Below are 19,553 nucleotides of genomic sequence, written 5' to 3'. Positions count from 1 at the left end.
CTATCAGCAGCCGATGTCGAACGTGTTGCACGGACCGCAGCTGGAGGTGCCGCCCACCACGTGGCACAGCCGCTTCAGACGGCCCACGGCATCGAAGATCTCGATGTAGCCGCACCCGCCGCAGTACTTGTAGAACGAGGTGTCGGCGCTCGCCGTGGCCTTCGGCACGAGGCGGTCGAGCACCTTGTCCATCAGGGTGTTCATGGGGGTCCCCTTCTGTCGGGTTACGAACGCCCCAAACATATGAACGACTCATACACCGGCCCGTACACCGGCTCATACACCGTGCGCGAACATGGCGGTACGGGTCGCGCGAGGCTCGGCGGACGGGAGTTCCGCCGCGTACAGCCGGACCAACCGGTGCATGCGGAAAGACCGTTCGCCCTCGGCGTCCAGCAGGCGGGCCCGTACCAGTTCGTCCAGCGCGGCCTCCGCCGTCGGGGCGTCGCTGCCGAGCAGCGCCGCGACGGGTCCGACGCCGAGGTCGGCGGGCCCTCGTGCGGCGAGGAGACGCAGCGCCGTGGCAGCCGTGGCGGGCAGCGTCTCGTAACTGGCCTCGAAGCACGCACGCAGGTCGAGATCGCCCGCGCGCCACTCCGCCAGCCGCCGCAGCCGCTCCCCGAGCCGGGCGATCGGCAGGTCGGGGCGTTCGGCGAGCCGCGCGCCCACGATCCGCACGGCCAGGGCGTTCCCCGCGCACGCCCTGGCGACCGCGCCGACCGCCTCCGGCTCCCGCGCGACCCTGGCCTCGCCCGCCTGCCGGGCCAGCGCCCGTACGACGTCGCCGTGGCCGAGTTCGCCGAGTCCGACCTGCTGGGCGTCCAGCGTGCCCAGGACCGTCCGGCTGGTGATGAGGGTCGCGCATCCCCGGCCGGCCGGCAGCAGCGGCCGCACCTGCGACGCGTCGGACGCGTTGTCCAGGAGCACCAGAACGCGTCGGTCGGCGAGCAGTGACTGGAGCAGCGCAGCAGCCTCGGCCTCGGCCTGCGGAAGCCGGTGCCGGTCGACTCCCAGGGCGCGCAGGAACCGGTTCAGCGCTTCGTGGGAGGGCAGGGGCGGCAGGCCCGGGCGGGCGCCCTGGAGGTCGGCGTACAGCTGTCCGTCGGGGAAGCGGTCGGCGATGGCGTGGGCGGCGCGCAGGGCCAGCGCGGACTTCCCGAGGCCGCCCGTCCCGTGGATCGCGACCACGGCCGGTCCGGGGCCCGTGTGAAGCGCCGCCGTCGCGCGTCCGAGTTCCGCGGCGCGGCCCACGAAGAGCGCGGGGCTGGGCGGCAGTTGCCTCGGGACGGGCCGGCTCACGGCTCCACGGGGACCGGGCTGCGAGGCGTCGAGCTCCGGAGCGCGTCCCAGGACCGACTGGAGGAGGTCGCACAGCTCGCTGCCCGGGTCGATGCCGAGTTCCTCGCGCAGCACGTCACGCGCGCGGTGGAAGACACGGATCGCTCCGTGGACGTCTCCGCAGCGGTAGAACGCCAGCATCAGCCGCGCGTAGGCGCGTTCGCGCAGCGGGTGGCGTTCGACGAACGGGCGAAGCCGGTCCACGACCTCCCGGTGCTCGCCGAGCGCGAGAGCGGCCGTGGCGTGGTCCTCCACGGCCCGCGCGAACTGTTCTTCCATCGCCTGGGCGAACTCGTTCAGGGCGCGGCCGAGCGGTACGTCCTGCAACGCTCCGCCCCGCCACTGCGCGAGGGCGTGGTCGAACGCCCGGGCGGCCGTGCGGGCGTCCCCCTGGGCCATCGCCCTGCGTCCCGCCTCCGTGGCGTCCTCGAAGATCCGTACGTCCAGTTCGTCCGGCTCCACCCGCAGGAGGTAACCGGCCGGCGCGGTCGTCAGGCGTCCGGCGAGTTCCGGGTCGCCGCGCCGCAACCGCATGACGTAAGTACGGAGGTTGGGGATCGCGGAGGTCGGCAGGTGGGCGCCCCAGATCTCGTTGACCAGGTCGGCGACCGGGACGGCCCGGCTGCGGGCGGCGAGCAGGGTGGCGACGACCGTTCGCTGCTTGTCCGCCGCGACGGGGACCTGGCGTCCGCCGGAGTGGATCTCCAGCGGCCCGAGGAGCTGGAACCTCATCGCGGGGAGAGTCTGCGCACCACGACCCCCAACAGGTGGTCGGCCGGAAACAGCCCTCGGTGCCGGGAGTCGATGCTGTCGAGACGGTTGTCACCGAGCACGGCGAGGGTTCCCGGTTCCACCGGTCCGTCGCCGGGGACCTCGTCCGGCCGGGGATCGCCCGGCAGTGCGGCGACACGTTTCACGTTCCAGATCCGGCCGTCGGCGCCCGCCGTCGCCGCCGTGCGGTACGGCCCGGTCAGCGGCGGTTCCAGCACCACGACGTCGCCGGCTCTCACATGCCGCAGCCGTCTTCGTCTGACGAGGACGCGGTCGCCGTGTGCGATGGCGGGCGCCATGCTCATGCCCTCGACCGTGACGACCACCAGGTTCCTGCGACACCACCACAGCGTCGCGGAGACGGCCGACGCTCCCGCCCATAAAAATGTCAGGATCACGCCATGATCCTAGGTGGACGTGCGGAAGAAACGACTGGATTTATCCCCACGGCCACCGGCCGGACCGGGGGCCCGCCGCACGTTCTCACCGCTCGCACCGCTCCGGACGGGATCGCTGTCACTGCCACGTGCGAGGATCGGAGACACAGGTCACCGAGATTCAGGTCCCGCGCCAGCGAAGGAGCCCGCGATGGCAACGAAGCCGCCCAAGGCTGATCCGGTCCAGGACGCGCCGCAGGTCGCCGAGCCCAAGCACGCGGCGGCGGGCCTGCCGGCCATCGGGCATTCCTTGCGGATGGCCCAGCAGCAGATGGGTGTGAAGCGCACCGCGCTGACGCTGCTGCGGGTGAACCAGAAGGACGGCTTCGACTGCCCGGGCTGCGCCTGGCCGGAGCCGGACCACCGGCACGCGGCGGAGTTCTGCGAGAACGGCGCGAAGGCGGTGGCCGAGGAGGCGACCCTGCGCCGGGTCACCCCGGAGTTCTTCGCCGCGCACCCGGTCGCCGACCTGGCGACCCGCAGCGGCTACTGGCTGGGCCAGCAGGGCCGGCTGACGCACCCCATGTATCTCCCCGAAGGGGGAGAGCACTACGAGCCGGTCTCGTGGGAGCGCGCCTTCGACATCGTCGCCGAGGAGATGACCGCCCTCGCCTCCCCCGACGAGGCCGTCTTCTACACCTCGGGCCGTACGAGCAACGAGGCCGCGTTCCTCTACCAGCTCTTCGCGCGCGAGCTCGGCACCAACAACCTGCCGGACTGCTCGAACATGTGCCACGAGTCGTCCGGGTCGGCGCTCTCCGAGACCATCGGCATCGGCAAGGGCAGCGTCCTGCTCGAGGACCTCTACAAGGCCGACCTGATCATCGTCGCCGGGCAGAACCCGGGCACGAACCACCCGCGCATGCTCTCCGCCCTGGAGAAGGCCAAGGCGGGCGGGGCGAAGATCATCACCGTCAACCCGCTGCCCGAGGCGGGCATGGAGCGGTTCAAGAACCCGCAGACCCCGCAGGGCATGCTCAAGGGCGCCGCGCTCACCGATTTGTTCCTGCACATCCGCATCGGCGGCGACCAAGCCCTCTTCCGTCTCCTCAACAAGCTGATCCTGGCTGAGCACGACAGCGCCTCCGGCGCGGGCTCCGGCGCCGTCGACGAGGCGTTCGTCCGCGAGCACACCCATGGCTTCGAGGAGTTCGCCGAGGCCGCCCGCGCCGCCGACTGGGACGAGACGCTCACCGCGACGGGTCTCACGCGCGCGGAGATCGAGCAGGCCCTGCGGATGGTCCTCGCCTCCGAGCGCACCATCGTCTGCTGGGCGATGGGCCTGACCCAGCACAAGCATTCCGTGCCGACCATCCGCGAGGTCGTCAACTTCCTGCTGCTGCGGGGCAACATCGGCCGCCCGGGCGCGGGCGTGTGCCCGGTCCGCGGCCACTCGAACGTGCAGGGCGACCGCACCATGGGCATCTTCGAGCGCCCCGCCCCGGCGTTCCTGGACGCCCTGGAGAAGGAGTTCGGCTTCGCGCCCCCGCGCGAGCACGGTTTCGACGTCGTCCGCGCCATCCGCGCCCTGCGCGACGGTGAGGCGAAGGTGTTCTTCGCGATGGGCGGCAACTTCGTCTCCGCGTCCCCCGACACGGAGGTCACCGAGGCGGCCATGCGCCGCGCCCGGCTGACGGTGCACGTGTCGACGAAGCTCAACCGCTCGCACGTCGTGACGGGCGCTCGTGCCCTCATCCTCCCCACCCTCGGCCGTACCGAGCGCGATCTACAGGGTGGCGGCGAGCAGTTCGTGACCGTCGAGGACTCCATGGGCCTGGTGCACGCCTCCCGGGGCCGACTGGAGCCGGCGAGCCGCCACCTGCTGTCCGAGCCGGCGATCGTCTGCCGCCTGGCGTGCCGGGTGCTCGGCGAGTCCAGCCGTACGCCGTGGGGGGAGTTCGAGAAGGACTATGCGGCGATCCGGGACCGCATCGCGCGCGTGATCCCGGGCTTCGAGGACTTCAACGCGCGCGTGGCCAGGCCCGGTGGCTTCGCCCTGCCGCACGCCCCGCGCGACGAGCGCCGCTTCCCGACGGCGACCGGCAAGGCCAACTTCACCGCGGCCCCGGTCGAGTACCCGAAGGTGCCGGAAGGGCGGCTGCTGCTGCAGACGCTGCGCTCGCACGACCAGTACAACACCACGATCTACGGCCTGGACGACCGCTACCGGGGGATCAAGAACGGCCGCCGCGTCGTCATGATCAACCCTGAGGACGCACAGCGGCTGAACCTCGCCGACGGTTCGTACGTCGACCTGGTCAGCGAGTGGCAGGACGGCATCGAGCGGCGGGCGCCCGGCTTCCGGGTGGTGCACTATCCGACGGCCCGCGGCTGCGCGGCCGCCTACTACCCGGAGACCAACGTCCTGGTCCCGCTGGACGCCACCGCGGACACCAGCAACACCCCGGCCAGCAAGTCCGTCGTCGTACGTCTGGAACAATCGGCGACCGACTGAGCGTTTGCTCAGTCGACCTTCACCGACTGGACAAGATGAACGGAGCCGGCTCCATGGGCGAACAGCAGCACGTGACGTTCCCGCAAGAGGTCATCGACGAGTACGCCGCGCTCGGCGTCGACCTGCCGGCCCTGTTCTCCGCCGGGCACCTCGGGACGCGCATGGGCGTCCAGATAGTGGAGGCCTCCGCCGAGCGGGTCGTCGGGACCATGCCGGTCGAGGGGAACACCCAGCCGTACGGGCTGCTGCACGGCGGCGCGTCCGCGGTACTCGCCGAGACGCTCGGGTCAGTGGGGTCGATGCTGCACGCCGGCAGCTCCAAGATCGCGGTCGGCGTCGACCTCAACTGCACCCATCACCGGGGCGTGCGTTCCGGCCTCGTCACCGGCGTGGCCACACCCCTGCACCAGGGCCGGTCGACGGCGACGTACGAGATCGTGATCAGTGACGAGCAGGGCCGGCGGGTGTGCAGCGCTCGGCTGACGTGCCTGCTGCGGGACGTGAAACCGAACGACGGCGATCACATCCGCGCGGCGAGCTGACCGCCCACAGCACATACATGGAGAAAACCCTGGAGCGGCGGCCCCGCCCTTGTGGCGGCCGCCCCCAGTCGCTTCACTTGCCCCACCCTCAACACACGCCCCCGGCCCGCTTCCCCGCCCCCACCGCCTCGCCCACCGTTTCCCCATGAGGGTGCTGCCATGACCGGCATCGGGCCCGTCGAACCCGTCAACTGGCCGGAAACGAACCAGAGTCACGACACCATCGGCACCGACGCACCACGCCTCACCGACCGGCTCAACGACTTCTGGGCGGGACCGTCGACCCGTACCCGCACCGCCGCCACAGCGACCGCCGTCACCGGCGCGGTCGCCGCCGGAGCCACCCTGATTCCCGGGGTCTCCGGCCATTCCGAGCCCCCGCCTGGCGTCCCGTGGCCCGCACCAACGCCACCACCTGGCGCTGTCCGGGATTCGCCGCACCCCACAACTCCGGTGCGACCAGCGGCCGTTCCCACTTCGCCGTAACCGTCGACCACGGCCCGCCCGTCACCCTGAGGGTCTCCGGCGCCGCCTCCCCCGGGCTCACCGCCCACGCCATGCCCGAGCCCGCCTTCACCGCGGCCGCCTCAACGACGCGAAAGATCACCGTACGGATATCCGTATCCGACTGTTCGGAACTCCCCCTCAGCGCGGATCTTCCCTTTCTTGACGTAACGCTGCGTAACACGCGCGCAATACAGCACCACAGCTTCATCTACGGCGGCACCTTTTCCCGAGACCTTTCGCCGCTCCCGCACGGAGCCTGCGACCAGGTCGCCGACGAGCCGAGCCCGCGGCCGGGCGGAAGTGCGGATTCTCAGAATGTGGACGGAGTGGAAATTCCGCCAAACCCACTGAGAGCCCCCAGGCCCCCTGTCCACCCTCCACGTCGTCATAACAAGAACGTCACAAGCCAGCTTGCGACGATGCCACTGTCCGCATATCGGGCTTAGAGTCACGCCCAGTCACCGCTCCAACGGGAGTTCGGTACCAGCGCGGCACCTCACCGTCCCCACCAAGGCGGACGTGACCGCGGAAAGGACTGATTGTGCGACGTTCCTTGGTGATACTTACCTCCGTCCTCGCGACCGGAGCTCTGACCCTCACCGCCTGTGGCTCCCGAGACGACAACGGCGGCGGCGACAGCGCGGGCGGGGACACCACCACCCTGACCATCGGCGTGGACGCCCCCCTCTCCGGCGAGAACTCCACCACCGGCCTCGGCATCCAGTACGGCGCCCAGATCGCCGTCGACGACGCCAACAAGAACAAGCTCGTCCCCGGCGTCACCTTCAAGCTGAAGGCCTTCGACGACAAGGCGCAGCCGGCCACCGGCCAGTCGAACGCCACGTCGATCACCGGTGACAAGACCGCCGTCGGCGCGGTCGGCCCGCTCAACTCCGGCGTCGCCCAGTCGATGCAGCAGGTGTTCGCCTCGGCCAACATGGTCCAGATCTCCCCGTCGAACACGAACCCTGAACTCACCCAGGGCAAGAACTGGCAGACGGACAAGAAGCGGCCCTTCAAGACCTACTTCCGCACCGCGACCACCGACGAGTTGCAGGGCAGCTTCGCCGCGGACTACGCCCTCAACGGCCTCAAGAAGAAGAGCGTCTTCGTCGTCGACGACAAGCAGACCTACGGCGCGGGCCTCGCGAAGATCTTCACCGAGCAGTTCAAGAAGCTCGGCGGCAAGGTCGTCGAGACCGACCACGTCAACACCGGCGACAAGGACTTCGGCTCCCTCGTCACCAAGATCAAGAACTCGAAGGCCGACCTGCTCTACTACGGCGGTCAGTACGACGAGTCCGCGCTGCTCAGCAAGCAGATGAAGGACGGCGGCGTCAAGATCCCGCTGTTCGGTGGCGACGGCATGTTCGCCTCCACCTACATCGAGGCCGGCGGCGCCGCCACCGAAGGCGACCTCGCCACCGCCATCGGCGTCCCCGCCGACACCCTGCCCGCCGCCAAGCAGTTCATCGAGACCTACAAGGCCAAGGGCTACAAGGGCGACTACGGCGCCTACGGCGCCTACTCGTACGACGCCGCGACCGCGATCATCAACGCCGTGAAGGCCGTCGCGGACGCCAACGGCGGCAAGGTGCCCACCGACATGACCGACCTGCGCACCAAGGTCACCGAAGCAGTCCAGAAGTCCGACTTCGAGGGCCTCAGCGGCAAGGTCTCCTTCGACGAGTACGGCGACACCACGAACAAGCAGCTGACGGTCTACCAGGTTGTCAAGGGCGAGTGGAAGGCCGTGAAGACCGGCACCGCCAACCTGAACTGACCCAGGCCCCCAAGCACCGCCACACACGGGCCGCGCGGACGGAGGACCCCAACCGCGCGGCCCGTTCCCACACCCAGACCCCGCACACGTCCAGTGCACAGACCCCGCACCCGAGTGCACCCAACCCCCTTCCTAATGGAGGCCACGCGGTGAACACCCTGCCGCAGCAGCTGGCCAACGGGCTGCTCCTAGGCTCGATGTACGGGCTGATCGCCATCGGCTACACGATGGTGTACGGCATCGTCCAGCTCATCAACTTCGCGCACGGCGAGATCTTCATGACCGGGGCCTTCGGCGCCTTCACGGTCTACTTCTACATCCTGCCCGACGGCACAGCGATGGCAATCGCCGTTCCCCTGATGCTGATCGGCGGTGGCCTCGTCGCCATCCTCATCGCCGTCGGAGCAGAACGGTTCGCCTACAGACCCCTGCGCGGAGCACCACGACTGGCACCGCTCATCACCGCGATCGGCCTCTCCCTGGCCCTCCAGGAAGTCGTCCGCAACTTCTACCCCGGCGCCGACCGCGCCATCGCCTTCCCCGGCCTCGACACCACCCACGACATCGGCTCCGTCACCATCAAGGACGCCGACATCTTCCTCATCCTGGCCGCCGTCGTCTGCATGTCCGCCCTCGCGTTCTTCGTCCGCAAGAGCCGCACCGGCCGCGCCATGCAGGCCACCGCACAGGACCCGGACACCGCCCAGCTCATGGGCATCGACACCAACCGCATCATCGTCATCGCCTTCGCCATCGGCGGCTTCTTCGCCGCAGTCGCAGCCGTCGCCTACGGCCTCAAGTACGGCAACATCGACTACCGCATGGGCTTCCTGATGGGCCTCAAGGCCTTCACCGCAGCCGTCCTCGGCGGCATCGGCAACATCTACGGCGCCATGCTCGGCGGCATCGTCCTCGGCATCGCCGAGACCCTCGCCTCCGCCTACATCGACGGCATCCCCGGCATGGAGCAGCTCGGCGGCCAGAGCTGGGCCAACGTCTGGGCTTTCTGCCTCCTCATCCTCGTCCTCCTCGTCAGGCCACAGGGTCTGCTCGGCGAGCGCGTCGCGGACAGGGCGTGATCACATGACCGAGATAGCCAAGACCGCCCCCGCCGCCCGCGGCCTCCTGCCGCTGCCCCTCGCGGCCGCCCGCGCAATCATCCTGACCGGCGGCATCGCCACCGCCGCCTCCGCCTACCTCGCCTGGACCTGGACCAGGGCGTTCCCCGGCAACCTCACCATCAACGGCTACCCCGGCGGCCTACAGTGGCTGACCGTCACCGCCGGCGTCCTCACCGCACTGTTCGCCCTCGCCGCCTACGGCATCAAGGGCCTCGGCTGGCTCCTGCCCGCCAAGAACAACGCACCGCTCTTCCTCAGCGCCCTCGCCGGCTTCGCCGTCACCTGGTACGCCGTCATCGCGATCAGCGTCGAACTCGGCGGCCTCGTCAACCTCGAACCCGGCGGCTACATCGCGGCCATCGCCTCCCTCCTGCCCGTCCTCGGCGCACTCTCCCTCCCGGAGCGGCTCGGCGACGACACCAAGGAGAACCTCAAGGCGTACATCACCAAGGCCGAGAAGGTCCCCGCACCCCAGCCCCTCGCCCCCTGGGCCGAGCGACTCGTCATCACCGTCGTGACCGCCCTCGGACTGGGCGTCTTCACCTACGGCATCGACACCGAGTACGGCGAACTCTTCATCGGCTACCTCCTCGTGGTCGCCTTCTCCATGTGGGCCCTGCACACCGCGGGACTCCTCGACCGGCTCTCCCGGCTCACCGCCCACCACCGCGGCTTCACCCTCCTCATGGGCTTCCTCGCCGCGATCGCCTTCCCCTTCACCCAGACCAACGACCACTACACCAACATCGGCGTCAACATCCTGATCTTCGCCACGGTCGCCCTGGGCCTCAACATCGTCGTCGGCCTCGCCGGCCTCCTCGACCTCGGCTACGTCGCCTTCCTCGGCGTCGGCGCCTACACCGCGGCCCTGGTCTCCGGCTCGGAGTTCTCCCGGTTCTCCGGCGTCCACTTCCCCTTCTGGGCCTCCGCCCTCACCGGCGCCGCCGCCAGCCTCGTCTTCGGCGTCCTCATCGGCGCCCCCACCCTGCGACTGCGCGGCGACTACCTCGCCATCGTCACCCTCGGCTTCGGCGAGATCTTCCGCATCGCCGTCAACAACATGGACGGCGACTCCGGCCCGGACATCACCAACGGCCCCAACGGCATCCCGTCCATCCCCGACATCAACCTCTTCGGCCTCAACCTCGGGGAATCCAACGACATCGGCGGGATCACCCTCGGCCGCTTCGCCAACTACTACCTGCTGATGGTCGTCATCATGGCCATCATCGTCCTCGTCTACACCCGCGCCGCCGACTCCCGCATCGGCCGCTCCTGGATCGCCATCCGCGAAGACGAGACAGCCGCAACGGCCATGGGCATCAACGGCTTCCGCGTCAAGCTCATCGCCTTCGCCCTCGGCGCCACCCTCGCCGGCCTCGCCGGCACCGTGTTCGCCCACGTCACCTACAGCGTCGTGCCCAACCCCTACCAGTTCGCCGGCGCCGCACCCCCCAACTCCGCGTTCCTCCTGGCCGCCGTCGTCCTCGGCGGCATGGGCACCGTCGCCGGACCACTCCTCGGCGCCGCCCTGCTCTACCTGCTCCCCGAGAAGCTCGTCTTCCTCCAGGAGAAGTCCCTGCTCGCCTTCGGCATCGCGCTCATCCTCCTGATGCGCTTCCGCCCCGAAGGCGTCATCGCCAACCGCCGCCGCCAGCTCGAATTCCACGAGACCGGCCAGACCGACGTACCAGACACAACGACGCTGACCGACGAACCGGCCGTCACCACGAAGGCGGGTGCGTGACCCCATGACGACACCAGTACTCGAAGCCCGCGACGTCACCATGCGCTTCGGCGGCCTCACCGCCGTCCGCTCCGTGGACTTCACCGTCAACGAGGGCGAGATCGTCGGCCTCATCGGCCCCAACGGCGCCGGCAAGACAACCTTCTTCAACTGCCTCACCGGCCTGTACATCCCCACCGAGGGCACCGTCTCCTACAAGGGCACGGTCCTCCCGCCGAAGCCGCACCTGGTGACGAAGGCAGGCATCGCCCGCACGTTCCAGAACATCCGGCTCTTCGCCAACATGACCGTCCTGGAGAACGTCCTCGTCGGCCGCCACACCCGCACCAAGGAAGGCCTCTGGTCCGCCCTCCTGCGCGGCCCCGGCTTCAAGAAGGCGGAAAAGGCCAGCGAGGAACGAGCCATGGAACTCCTGGAGTTCATCGGCCTCGAAGGCAAGCGCGACCACCTCGCCCGCAACCTCCCCTACGGCGAACAGCGCAAGCTCGAAATCGCCCGAGCGCTCGCGAGCGAACCCGGCCTGCTGCTCCTCGACGAACCGACCGCCGGCATGAACCCCCAGGAGACCCGCGCCACCGAAGAGCTGGTCTTCGCCATCCGCGACAAGGGCATCGCCGTCCTCCTCATCGAGCACGACATGCGCTTCGTCTTCAACCTCAGCGACCGCGTCTCCGTCCTCGTCCAGGGCGAAAAACTCGTCGAAGGCACCCCCGAGGTCGTCCAGGCCGACGAACGCGTCATCGCCGCCTACCTGGGCGAGCCCTTCGAAGGCGACCCCGGCGAGGCGGAGGCCGCCGAGGTCGAGGCCGCCGAAGCCGCAGCCGAGGCGACCAGCACCACCAGCACCACCAGCACCAAGGGAGACGCCCAGTGACCGCACTGCTAGAGGTCGAAGACCTCCGGGTCGCCTACGGAAAGATCGAAGCCGTCAAAGGCATCTCCTTCAGCGTCGAGGCCGGCCAGGTCGTCACCCTCATCGGCACCAACGGCGCCGGCAAGACGACGACCCTGCGCACCCTCTCCGGTCTCCTCAAGCCGACCTCCGGAAAGATCATCTTCGACGGCAAGCCCCTCACCGGCATCGCCGCCCACAAGATCGTCGCCCTGGGCCTCGCCCACTCCCCCGAAGGCCGGCACATCTTCCCGCGCCTGACCATCTTCGAGAACCTCCAGCTCGGCGCCTTCCTCCGCAAGGACAAGGACGGCATCGAAAAGGACATCCAGAAGGCGTACGACCTCTTCCCCATCCTCGGAGAACGCCGCAACCAGGCCGCGGGAACCCTCTCCGGCGGCGAACAGCAGATGCTGGCGATGGGCCGAGCCCTGATGTCCCAGCCGAAACTGCTCATGCTGGACGAGCCCTCCATGGGCCTCTCCCCGATCATGATGCAGAAGATCATGGCGACCATCGCCGAGCTGAAGTCCCAGGGCACCACCATCCTGCTCGTCGAGCAGAACGCCCAGGCAGCCCTGTCGCTCGCTGACCAGGGACACGTCATGGAAGTCGGCAACGTCGTCCTGTCCGGCACCGGCCAGGACCTCCTGCACGACGAGTCGGTACGCAAGGCGTACCTCGGCGAGGACTAACCGCCGATTCACACGAGTGAGGCCCGCGCCCCCCGATCAGGGGACGCGGGCCTCTTCTCATGCGCTCGGGGCGCGTCAGCCCTTGGCGGCCTTCTTCTCATCGGCATCCTGGATGACGGCCTCGGCGACCTGCTGCATCGACATCCGACGGTCCATGGACGTCTTCTGGATCCAGCGGAACGCGGCCGGCTCGGTCAGCCCGTACTCGGTCTGAAGGATCGACTTCGCCCGGTCGACAAGCTTCCGCGTCTCCAGGCGCAGGGTGAGGTCGGCGACCTCCTTCTCCAGCTCCTTCAGCTCCGTGAAGCGGGAGACGGCCATCTCGATCGCGGGCACGACGTCACTCTTGCTGAACGGCTTCACGAGGTACGCCATGGCACCGGCGTCACGAGCCCGCTCGACGAGGTCGCGCTGCGAGAACGCCGTCAGCATCAACACCGGGGCGATGGACTCCTCGGCGATCTTCTCGGCCGCGGAAATCCCGTCCAGCTTCGGCATCTTGACGTCAAGGATGACCAGGTCGGGCTTGTGCTCGCGGGCCAGCTCCACGGCCTGCTCACCGTCACCGGCCTCACCGACGACGGTGTACCCCTCTTCTTCGAGCATCTCTTTGAGATCGAGCCGGATCAGCGCCTCGTCCTCGGCGATGACGACACGGGTCGTCAGCGGAGGCACGTGCGACTTGTCGTCGTCGGGCGCGTCTACGGGCTGGGGCGACTCGGGGGCGGTCACGGGGGCTCCTTGTTACGGGCCGGGCAGTGCTGCTGCGTAAGTAGCCTACCTAGAGGCGAGGAGCTGCGGTGACCCGGTATGCTTCCGAGCAGCCAGTCCTGCCGGGTTGGTGGAATGGCATACACGGATGTCTCAAACACATCTGCCCGAGAGGGCTTGCGGGTTCGAATCCCGCACCCGGCACTGCTTGATCAGGAAGCGGATGTCCACGTTCTCGTGAACATCCGCCTTTTGCTGCGCACGGTCGCGATCACTCACTCAAATTATCCGCATGAACTTTCACGGTACTGAGGTTCGACAGAGGGTGATCACACTGTTGCGCAACGGGGCAAGGAATGCGGACGTGGCGCGCCAGTTCAACATCCCGCTCGGCACAGTCGGCTACTGGAAGCATGCAGACCGGGCGAAACGCGGCGAGTGCCCCGGACGCACGCCCCCACCATGCCCCCGATGCGACGGCAATCTCGACTCTCCGGCCTATGCCTACCTCCTCGGCCTTTACCTGGGCGATGGCTACATCATCCAGAACCGCGCCATGCGATCACCCAGCCTGTCGATCACCTGCGACGAGTCGCACCCGGGGCTCATGGACGAGTGCGAGAACGCCATGCGTTCGGTGTTCCCCAACAACTCGGTCTGCCGAGTCCGCCGCAAGGGTTGCCGAGACCTGAAGCTGTACTCCATGCACTTGTGGTGCCTCTTCCCTCAGCACGGCAGCGGCAGGAAGCACGAACGCTCAATCACCCTCGAGCCCTGGCAGCAGCAGATCGTCGACGCCCACCCCTGGGAATTCATCCGCGGCCTCATCCACTCCGACGGCTGCCGCATCACCAACTGGACGACGCGCCTCGTAGCCGGCGAGCGCAAGCGCTACGAGTACCCGCGCTACTTCTTCACCAACAAGTCGGACGACATCAGGAGGCTCTTCACGGATGCCCTCGACAAGGTCGGCGTCGAGTGGACCACCCTCGCCCGCGGCAGCGACCCGTTCAACATCTCCATCGCCCGCAAAGCCTCCGTAGCCCTCATGGACGCCCACGTAGGCCCCAAACACTGACCCCACACAGCGAAGGAAAGGGCCCCTCCTCAAAGCTGAAGAGGGGCCCTCCGCCCACTACTTGGGGCTGTCGTCCTCCCCGATGTGATGCACCCGCACCATGTTCGTCGCCCCCGACACCCCGGGCGGCGACCCCGCCGTAATCACGACCGTGTCGCCCTTCTTGCAACGGCCGTACTTCAGCAACAGCTCATCCACCTGGTCGACCATCGCGTCCGTCGAGTCCACATGCGGCCCCAGGAACGTCTCCACCCCCCACGTCAGATTGAGCTGCGACCGAGTCGCCGGCTCCGGAGTGAACGCCAGCAGCGGGATAGGCGACCGATACCGGGACAACCGTCGCGCCGTGTCGCCCGACTGGGTGAAGGCGACCAGGAACTTGGCGCCCAGGAAGTCGCCGATCTCAGCCGCCGCCCGGGCCACCGCACCTCCCTGGGTGCGGGGCTTGTTCCGCTCGGTCAGCGGCGGGAGCCCCTTCGCCAGGATGTCCTCCTCGGCGGCCTCGACGATCTTCGCCATCGTGCGGACGGTTTCGATGGGGTACTTGCCGACGCTCGTCTCGCCGGACAGCATCACGGCGTCCGTGCCGTCGATCACCGCGTTCGCGACATCGCTCGCCTCCGCCCTCGTCGGGCGGGAGTTGTCGATCATCGAGTCGAGCATCTGGGTGGCGACGATGACCGGCTTGGCGTTGCGCTTGGCCAGCTTGATCGCGCGCTTCTGGACGATCGGGACCTGTTCCAGGGGCATTTCGACGCCGAGGTCACCGCGGGCGACCATGATGCCGTCGAAGGCGGCCACGATGTCGTCGATGGCCTCGACCGCCTGCGGCTTCTCGACCTTGGCGATGACGGGAAGCCTGCGGCCCTCCTCGTCCATGATCCTGTGGACGTCCTCGATGTCGCGGCCGGAGCGGACGAAGGAGAGCGCGATGACGTCGAATCCGGTGCGCAGGGCCCAGCGGAGGTCGTCCTCGTCCTTCTCCGAGAGGGCGGGAACCGAGACCGCGACGCCGGGGAGGTTCAGGCCCTTGTTGTCCGAGATCATGCCGCCCTCGACCACCGTCGTGTGGACGCGCGGGCCGTCGACGGAGGTGACCTCCAGGCAGACCTTGCCGTCGTCGACGAGGATGCGTTCGCCGGCGGTGACGTCGGCGGCGAGGCCGGAGTAGGTGGTGCCGCACTGCCGGCGGTCGCCGTCCGCGCCCTCCTCGACGGTGATGGTGAAGGTGTCGCCGCGTTCAAGGAGTACGGGTCCTTCGGTGAAGCGGCCGAGGCGGATCTTCGGGCCTTGAAGGTCTGCGAGGACGCCGACGCTGCGGCCGGTCTCGTCGGAGGCCTTGCGCACGCGCTCGTAGCGTTCCTCGTGGTCGGCGTGGGTGCCGTGGCTGAGGTTGAATCGGGCGACGTCCATTCCGGCGTCGACCAGTGCCTTTATCTGGTCGTACGAGTCGGTGGCGGGTCCCAGGGTGCAGACGATTTTCGCTCGGCGCATGTTTCGACTCTATGACTTACCGGCGGGTAGTGAATTGGCCGCGCATGACGACTCAACAACCTTTGCGTGAAGGGCTATTGACAAGTGTTGAATTGTGCGGCGGGGTGCTCCGATGAGCGTTCGAAGCACCCCTGAAAGGGCTGTTCACAGCTGCGGCGGTGCCATGGTGAAGCGGGCATTGACCTCGGCGTGGACGTGCTGGCGCTGGGGTTCGAGGTCGAGGGGGGCGGCAGCGGAGTCCTCTTCGGCGGCGTAGGCCATGGAGCGCATACGGCCGCCGCGGGTCTGGGGGTAGGCCGGCGGGGCGTTCTCCGCTCCGATGTCGGCGAGTTCCACCAGCGCGGCCAGGGAGGTCCCCAGCGCCTCCGCGTACTCCCGCGCGCGCTGCACGGCCTCCCGTACCGCCTGCTGCCGTGCTTCCCGGTGGGCGGGTGAGTCGGGGCGCAGGGCCCACCAGGGGCCGTCCACGCGGGTGAGCTCCAAGTCGGCGAGGCGTGTGGTGAGTTCGCCGAGGGCCGTGAAGTCGGTGAGTTCGGCCGTGATGTGGACGCGGCCGTGGTAGGCGTGGATGCGTTCGCCGCGGCCCTTGTCCTTCAGTTCGGGGCTGATGGAGAAGGAGCCGGTCTCCAGGCGCTCGACCGCGTCGCCGTAGGTCTTGATGAGGTCGAGGACGCCTGTGTTGCGGCGGGTGAGGTCGTCCAGGGCGGCGCGGCGGTCCTTGCCGCGGGAGGCCACGGTGACGCCGATGCGGGCGATCTCGGGGTCGACCTCGAGGTGGGCCTCACCGCGGACGGCGATGCGGGGGGCGTCGGGCGTGCCGTAGGGGACGGCGGGGTGAAGTTCCTCTGAAGGGGCGGTCATACGTCCCACTCTGTCATCGCTTGCTTGGTTTCGGCCCCGGTGGGTCATCAGATCGAAACCTGCGGGGTCTGTTGCTGCTCGCCATGACCAGGTCAGAATCTACGCGCGTCAGAATCTACGCGCGTTGTTGACCAGTTCGCCCGGGAGAGCACTCATGCCGTTGAACCGTCGGAAGTTCCTGACCAAGTCCGCCGTGACCGGAGCGGGGGTGGCGGTGGCCGGTGCGGTGGCCGCCCCGGCGGCGCAGGCCGCGGAGACGGCGAAGAAGCCCCGGCCGAAGAAGCGGTACGCCCTGACCGTGATGGGCACCACCGACCTGCACGGCAACATCTTCAACTGGGACTACTTCAAGGACACGGAGTACGCGGACGCCAAGGGCAACGCGAAGGGGCTGGCACGCGTCTCGACGCTGGTGAACCAGGTCCGTGAGGAGAAGGGCCGCCGCAACACGCTGCTCATCGACGCGGGCGACACGATCCAGGGCACTCCGCTGACGTACTACTACGCGAAGGTCGACCCGATCACCGCGCAGGGTGGTCCGATCCACCCGATGGCGGCGGCGATGAACGCGATCGGGTACGACGCGGTGGCCCTCGGCAACCACGAGTTCAACTACGGCATCGAGACGCTGCGCAAGTTCGAGGAGCAGTGCGACTTCCCGCTGCTGGGTGCGAACGCGCTGGACGCGAAGACGCTGAAGCCCGCCTTCCCGCCGTACTTCATCAAGAAGTTCTGTGTGCCGGGTGCCCCGCCGGTGAAGGTCGCGGTGCTCGGTCTGACCAACCCGGGTATCGCGATCTGGGACAAGGCGTACGTCGAGGGCAAGATGGTGTTCCCGGGGCTGGAGGAGCAGGCCGCGAAGTGGGTGCCGAAGCTGCGGTCGATGGGTGCGGACGTGGTGGTCGTGTCGGCGCACTCGGGTTCGTCGGGTACGTCGTCGTACGGTGACTCGCTGCCGTACATCGAGAACTCGGCGGCGCTGGTGGCGCAGCAGGTGCCGGGCATCGACGCGATCCTCGTCGGGCACGCGCACACGGAGATCGCGGAGCTGCTGGTCACGAACGAGAAGACGGGCAAGACGGTCGTGCTGTCGGAGCCCCTGTGCTTCGCACAGCGCCTGACGCTGTTCGACTTCGAGCTGGTCTTCGAGAAGGGCCGCTGGACGGTCGAGTCGGTGAAGGCGACGGTTCGCGACTCCAAGACGGTCGCCGACGACCCGAAGATCACCAAGCTGCTGAAGGCCGACCACGACATCGTCGTGGAGTACGTCAACCAGGTCGTCGGCACGGCGACCGAGAAGCTGACGACGGTCGAGGCCCGCTACAAGGACGTCCCGATCATCGACCTGATCACCAGGGTCCAGGAGGACGTGGTCAAGGCGGCGCTGGCGGGTACGGAGCACGCGGCGCTGCCGGTCATCTCCCAGGCGTCCCCGTTCTCCCGCACCTCGGAGATCCCGGCGGGCAAGGTGACCATCCGGGATCTGTCGAGCCTGTACGTCTTCGACAACACGCTGGTCGCGAAGCTGATGACGGGCGCGCAGCTCAAGGCGTACCTGGAGTACTCGGCGCAGTACTTCGTGCAGACCGCCGCCGACGCGGCTGTCGACGTGGACAAGCTGACCAACGCGGGCGACCGCCCCGACTACAACTACGACTACGTGTCCGGGCTGTCGTACGACATCGACATCGCGCAGCCGGCCGGTTCGCGGATCAAGAACCTGGCCTACAACGGTGCCGCCCTCGACGACGCGCAGCAGTTCGTGTTCGCGGTGAACAACTACCGGGCCAACGGCGGCGGCGCGTTCCCGCATGTGGCGTCGGCCCAGGAGCTGTGGTCGGAGTCGACGGAGATCCGCACCCGGATCGCGGAGTGGGTGACCGCGAAGGGCGTGCTGGACCCGAAGGACTTCGCGTCGGTGGACTGGAAGCTCACGCGGAACGGCACGCCGGTGTTCTAGGCCTCCGTGGTCTCTGTTGTCAGGAGCCTCAGATCCCGTCCAGGAGCGGTGTCAGTGTCCTTGGCTGACGCGCTCGCGGGATCCGGGGCTCCTGCTGCCCGAGGCCGAAGGTGGTGAACGCCGTACGGGTGGGCAGGGGGTAGGCCTCCTGGCCGGTGACGGAGTTGAGGATGCTCGCGCTGCGCCAGGCGGCGAGGCCGAGGTCCGGGGTGCCGACGCCGTGGGTGTGGCGCTCGGCGTTCTGGACGTAGACGTTGCAGCCGGAGCCCGTGACGGACGGGTCCATGACCAGGCGGTACTGGTCGTCGATGCGCGGGCGTTCCTGGCTGTCGCGGCGCAGGTAGGGGTCGAGGCCGGCGAGGATGCGGCCGAGGGGTCGCTCGCGGTAGCCGGTGGCGAGGACGACCGCGTCGGTGGTCAGGCGTGAGCGGGTGTTCTGGTGGAGGTGCTCCAGGTGTAGTTCGACCTTGGTGGTGGCGATCCGGCCGGCCGTGCGGACCTGGACGCCCGGGGTGAGGACGGTGTCGGGCCAGCCGCCGTCCAGGGTGCGGCGGTAGAGCTCGTCGTGGATGGCGGCCAGGGTCTCGGCGTCGATGCCCTTGTGGAGCTGCCACTGCGAGTCGACGAGCTGGTCGCGGACCGGTTCGGCGAGGGCCTGGAAGTAGCGGGTGTAGTCGGGGGTGAAGTGCTCCAGGCCGAGCTTGGAGTACTCCATGGGCGCGAAGGCAGCGGTACGGCCGAGCCAGTGCATCCGTTCGCGTCCGGCGGGGCGGTGGCGGAGCAGGTCGAGGAAGATCTCCGCGCCGGACTGTCCGGAGCCGATGACGGTGATGTGCTCGGCGGCGAGCAGCATCTCGCGGTGGCCGAGGTAGTCGGCGGCGTGGATGACGGGGACGGCGGGCGCGTCGACGAGGGGCCTGAGCGGGTCGGGGACGTCGGGTTCGGTGCCGATGCCGAGGACGATGTTCTTCGCGTAAGTACGGCCCAGGGCCTCGGCGTCCCCGCCGGGGTCGAGCTGGGTGTAGTCGACCTCGAAGACGTCGCGTTCGGCGTTGAAGCGGACCGCGTCGACCTGGTGGCCGAAGGACAGCGCGGGGAGGTTCTCGCAGACCCAGCGGCAGTAGGCGTCGTACTCGGCGCGCTGGATGTGGAAGCGCTCGG

At 68.6% G+C, this 19,553-nt stretch carries 16 protein-coding genes and 1 tRNA gene; 10 read left to right on the top strand and 7 right to left on the bottom strand.

The genetic code is table 11. The annotated features are described in order from the left end of the window. Window positions 1–3: 3 nt before the first annotated feature. The 3 genes from KUM44_RS26850 to KUM44_RS26840 form a co-directional block, all read right to left on the bottom strand. Window positions 4–204, bottom strand: coding sequence for a hypothetical protein (locus tag KUM44_RS26850; RefSeq protein ID WP_217211871.1), 201 nt, complete (start codon window positions 202–204; stop codon window positions 4–6). A 72-nt stretch (window positions 205–276) separates the two neighbouring features. Then, window positions 277–2,070, bottom strand: coding sequence for an AfsR/SARP family transcriptional regulator (locus tag KUM44_RS26845; RefSeq protein ID WP_217211869.1), 1,794 nt, complete (start codon window positions 2,068–2,070; stop codon window positions 277–279). Continuing rightward, entirely contained in the window at window positions 2,067–2,507 is a 441-nt protein-coding gene (locus KUM44_RS26840; RefSeq protein WP_217211867.1) for a S26 family signal peptidase, read from the bottom strand. The genes KUM44_RS26845 and KUM44_RS26840 overlap by 4 nt, the downstream gene beginning before the upstream one ends. A gap of 190 nt (window positions 2,508–2,697) precedes the next feature. On the opposite strand from KUM44_RS26840, the gene KUM44_RS26835 reads away from it, so the two are divergent. The 7 genes from KUM44_RS26835 to KUM44_RS26805 all read left to right on the top strand — a co-directional run bounded on the left by KUM44_RS26835 (window position 2,698) and on the right by KUM44_RS26805 (window position 12,288). Beyond that, window positions 2,698–5,001: an FdhF/YdeP family oxidoreductase gene (locus KUM44_RS26835; protein ID WP_217211865.1), complete on the top strand. Its 2,304-nt coding sequence runs from the start codon at window positions 2,698–2,700 to the stop codon at window positions 4,999–5,001. Between the two features lie 53 nt (window positions 5,002–5,054). Then, window positions 5,055–5,543: a hotdog fold thioesterase gene (locus tag KUM44_RS26830; protein WP_217211863.1), complete on the top strand. Its 489-nt coding sequence runs from the start codon at window positions 5,055–5,057 to the stop codon at window positions 5,541–5,543. 1,060 nt (window positions 5,544–6,603) lie between these two features. Continuing rightward, complete coding sequence (locus KUM44_RS26825; protein WP_217211861.1) at window positions 6,604–7,833, top strand: branched-chain amino acid ABC transporter substrate-binding protein; 1,230 nt, start codon at window positions 6,604–6,606, stop codon at window positions 7,831–7,833. 149 nt (window positions 7,834–7,982) lie between these two features. Further along, entirely contained in the window at window positions 7,983–8,912 is a 930-nt protein-coding gene (locus KUM44_RS26820; protein ID WP_217211859.1) for a branched-chain amino acid ABC transporter permease, read from the top strand. A gap of 4 nt (window positions 8,913–8,916) precedes the next feature. Continuing rightward, on the top strand, window positions 8,917–10,701 hold the full coding sequence (locus tag KUM44_RS26815; protein WP_217211857.1) for a branched-chain amino acid ABC transporter permease: 1,785 nt from the start codon (window positions 8,917–8,919) through the stop codon (window positions 10,699–10,701). Between the two features lie 4 nt (window positions 10,702–10,705). Then, entirely contained in the window at window positions 10,706–11,575 is an 870-nt protein-coding gene (locus KUM44_RS26810) for an ABC transporter ATP-binding protein (protein WP_217211854.1), read from the top strand. Beyond that, entirely contained in the window at window positions 11,572–12,288 is a 717-nt protein-coding gene (locus KUM44_RS26805) for an ABC transporter ATP-binding protein (protein ID WP_217211852.1), read from the top strand. Before KUM44_RS26810 ends, KUM44_RS26805 begins: the two co-directional genes overlap by 4 nt. Window positions 12,289–12,363: 75 nt before the next feature. Here KUM44_RS26805 and KUM44_RS26800 read toward each other — a convergent pair whose 3' ends face one another. Next, window positions 12,364–13,020, bottom strand: coding sequence for an ANTAR domain-containing response regulator (locus KUM44_RS26800; protein ID WP_217211850.1), 657 nt, complete (start codon window positions 13,018–13,020; stop codon window positions 12,364–12,366). 100 nt (window positions 13,021–13,120) lie between these two features. On the opposite strand from KUM44_RS26800, the gene KUM44_RS26795 reads away from it, so the two are divergent. Together KUM44_RS26795 and KUM44_RS26790 are read left to right on the top strand one after the other, a co-directional pair. Further along, window positions 13,121–13,203, top strand: a tRNA-Leu gene (locus KUM44_RS26795). Window positions 13,204–13,291: 88 nt separating this feature from the next. After that, window positions 13,292–14,077, top strand: a complete 786-nt coding sequence (locus KUM44_RS26790; protein ID WP_217211848.1) for a helix-turn-helix domain-containing protein — start codon at window positions 13,292–13,294, stop codon at window positions 14,075–14,077. A 57-nt stretch (window positions 14,078–14,134) separates the two neighbouring features. On the opposite strand, the gene pyk is transcribed toward KUM44_RS26790, so the two are convergent. Then, the gene (pyk, locus tag KUM44_RS26785; protein WP_217211846.1) at window positions 14,135–15,571 is read right to left on the bottom strand and encodes a pyruvate kinase; all 1,437 of its coding nucleotides are present in this window, start codon (window positions 15,569–15,571) and stop codon (window positions 14,135–14,137) included. 144 nt (window positions 15,572–15,715) lie between these two features. After that, window positions 15,716–16,432: an SIMPL domain-containing protein gene (locus tag KUM44_RS26780; RefSeq protein ID WP_217211844.1), complete on the bottom strand. Its 717-nt coding sequence runs from the start codon at window positions 16,430–16,432 to the stop codon at window positions 15,716–15,718. Between the two features lie 154 nt (window positions 16,433–16,586). Here KUM44_RS26780 and KUM44_RS26775 point away from each other — a divergent pair, with 154 nt between their 5' ends. Beyond that, window positions 16,587–18,392: a bifunctional UDP-sugar hydrolase/5'-nucleotidase gene (locus tag KUM44_RS26775; RefSeq protein WP_217211842.1), complete on the top strand. Its 1,806-nt coding sequence runs from the start codon at window positions 16,587–16,589 to the stop codon at window positions 18,390–18,392. Window positions 18,393–18,420: 28 nt separating this feature from the next. Here KUM44_RS26775 and KUM44_RS26770 read toward each other — a convergent pair. Further along, window positions 18,421–19,553: lysine N(6)-hydroxylase/L-ornithine N(5)-oxygenase family protein (locus tag KUM44_RS26770; RefSeq protein WP_217211840.1), on the bottom strand; the 1,133-nt coding region annotated here is incomplete at its 5' end.

It is taken from the genome of Streptomyces sp. AC550_RSS872 (genome assembly GCF_019049285.1).
GTDB lineage: Bacteria > Actinomycetota > Actinomycetes > Streptomycetales > Streptomycetaceae > Streptomyces.
Note: the sequence above shows the minus strand (reverse complement) of the source record. Positions and strands in the feature narration are given on the sequence as shown.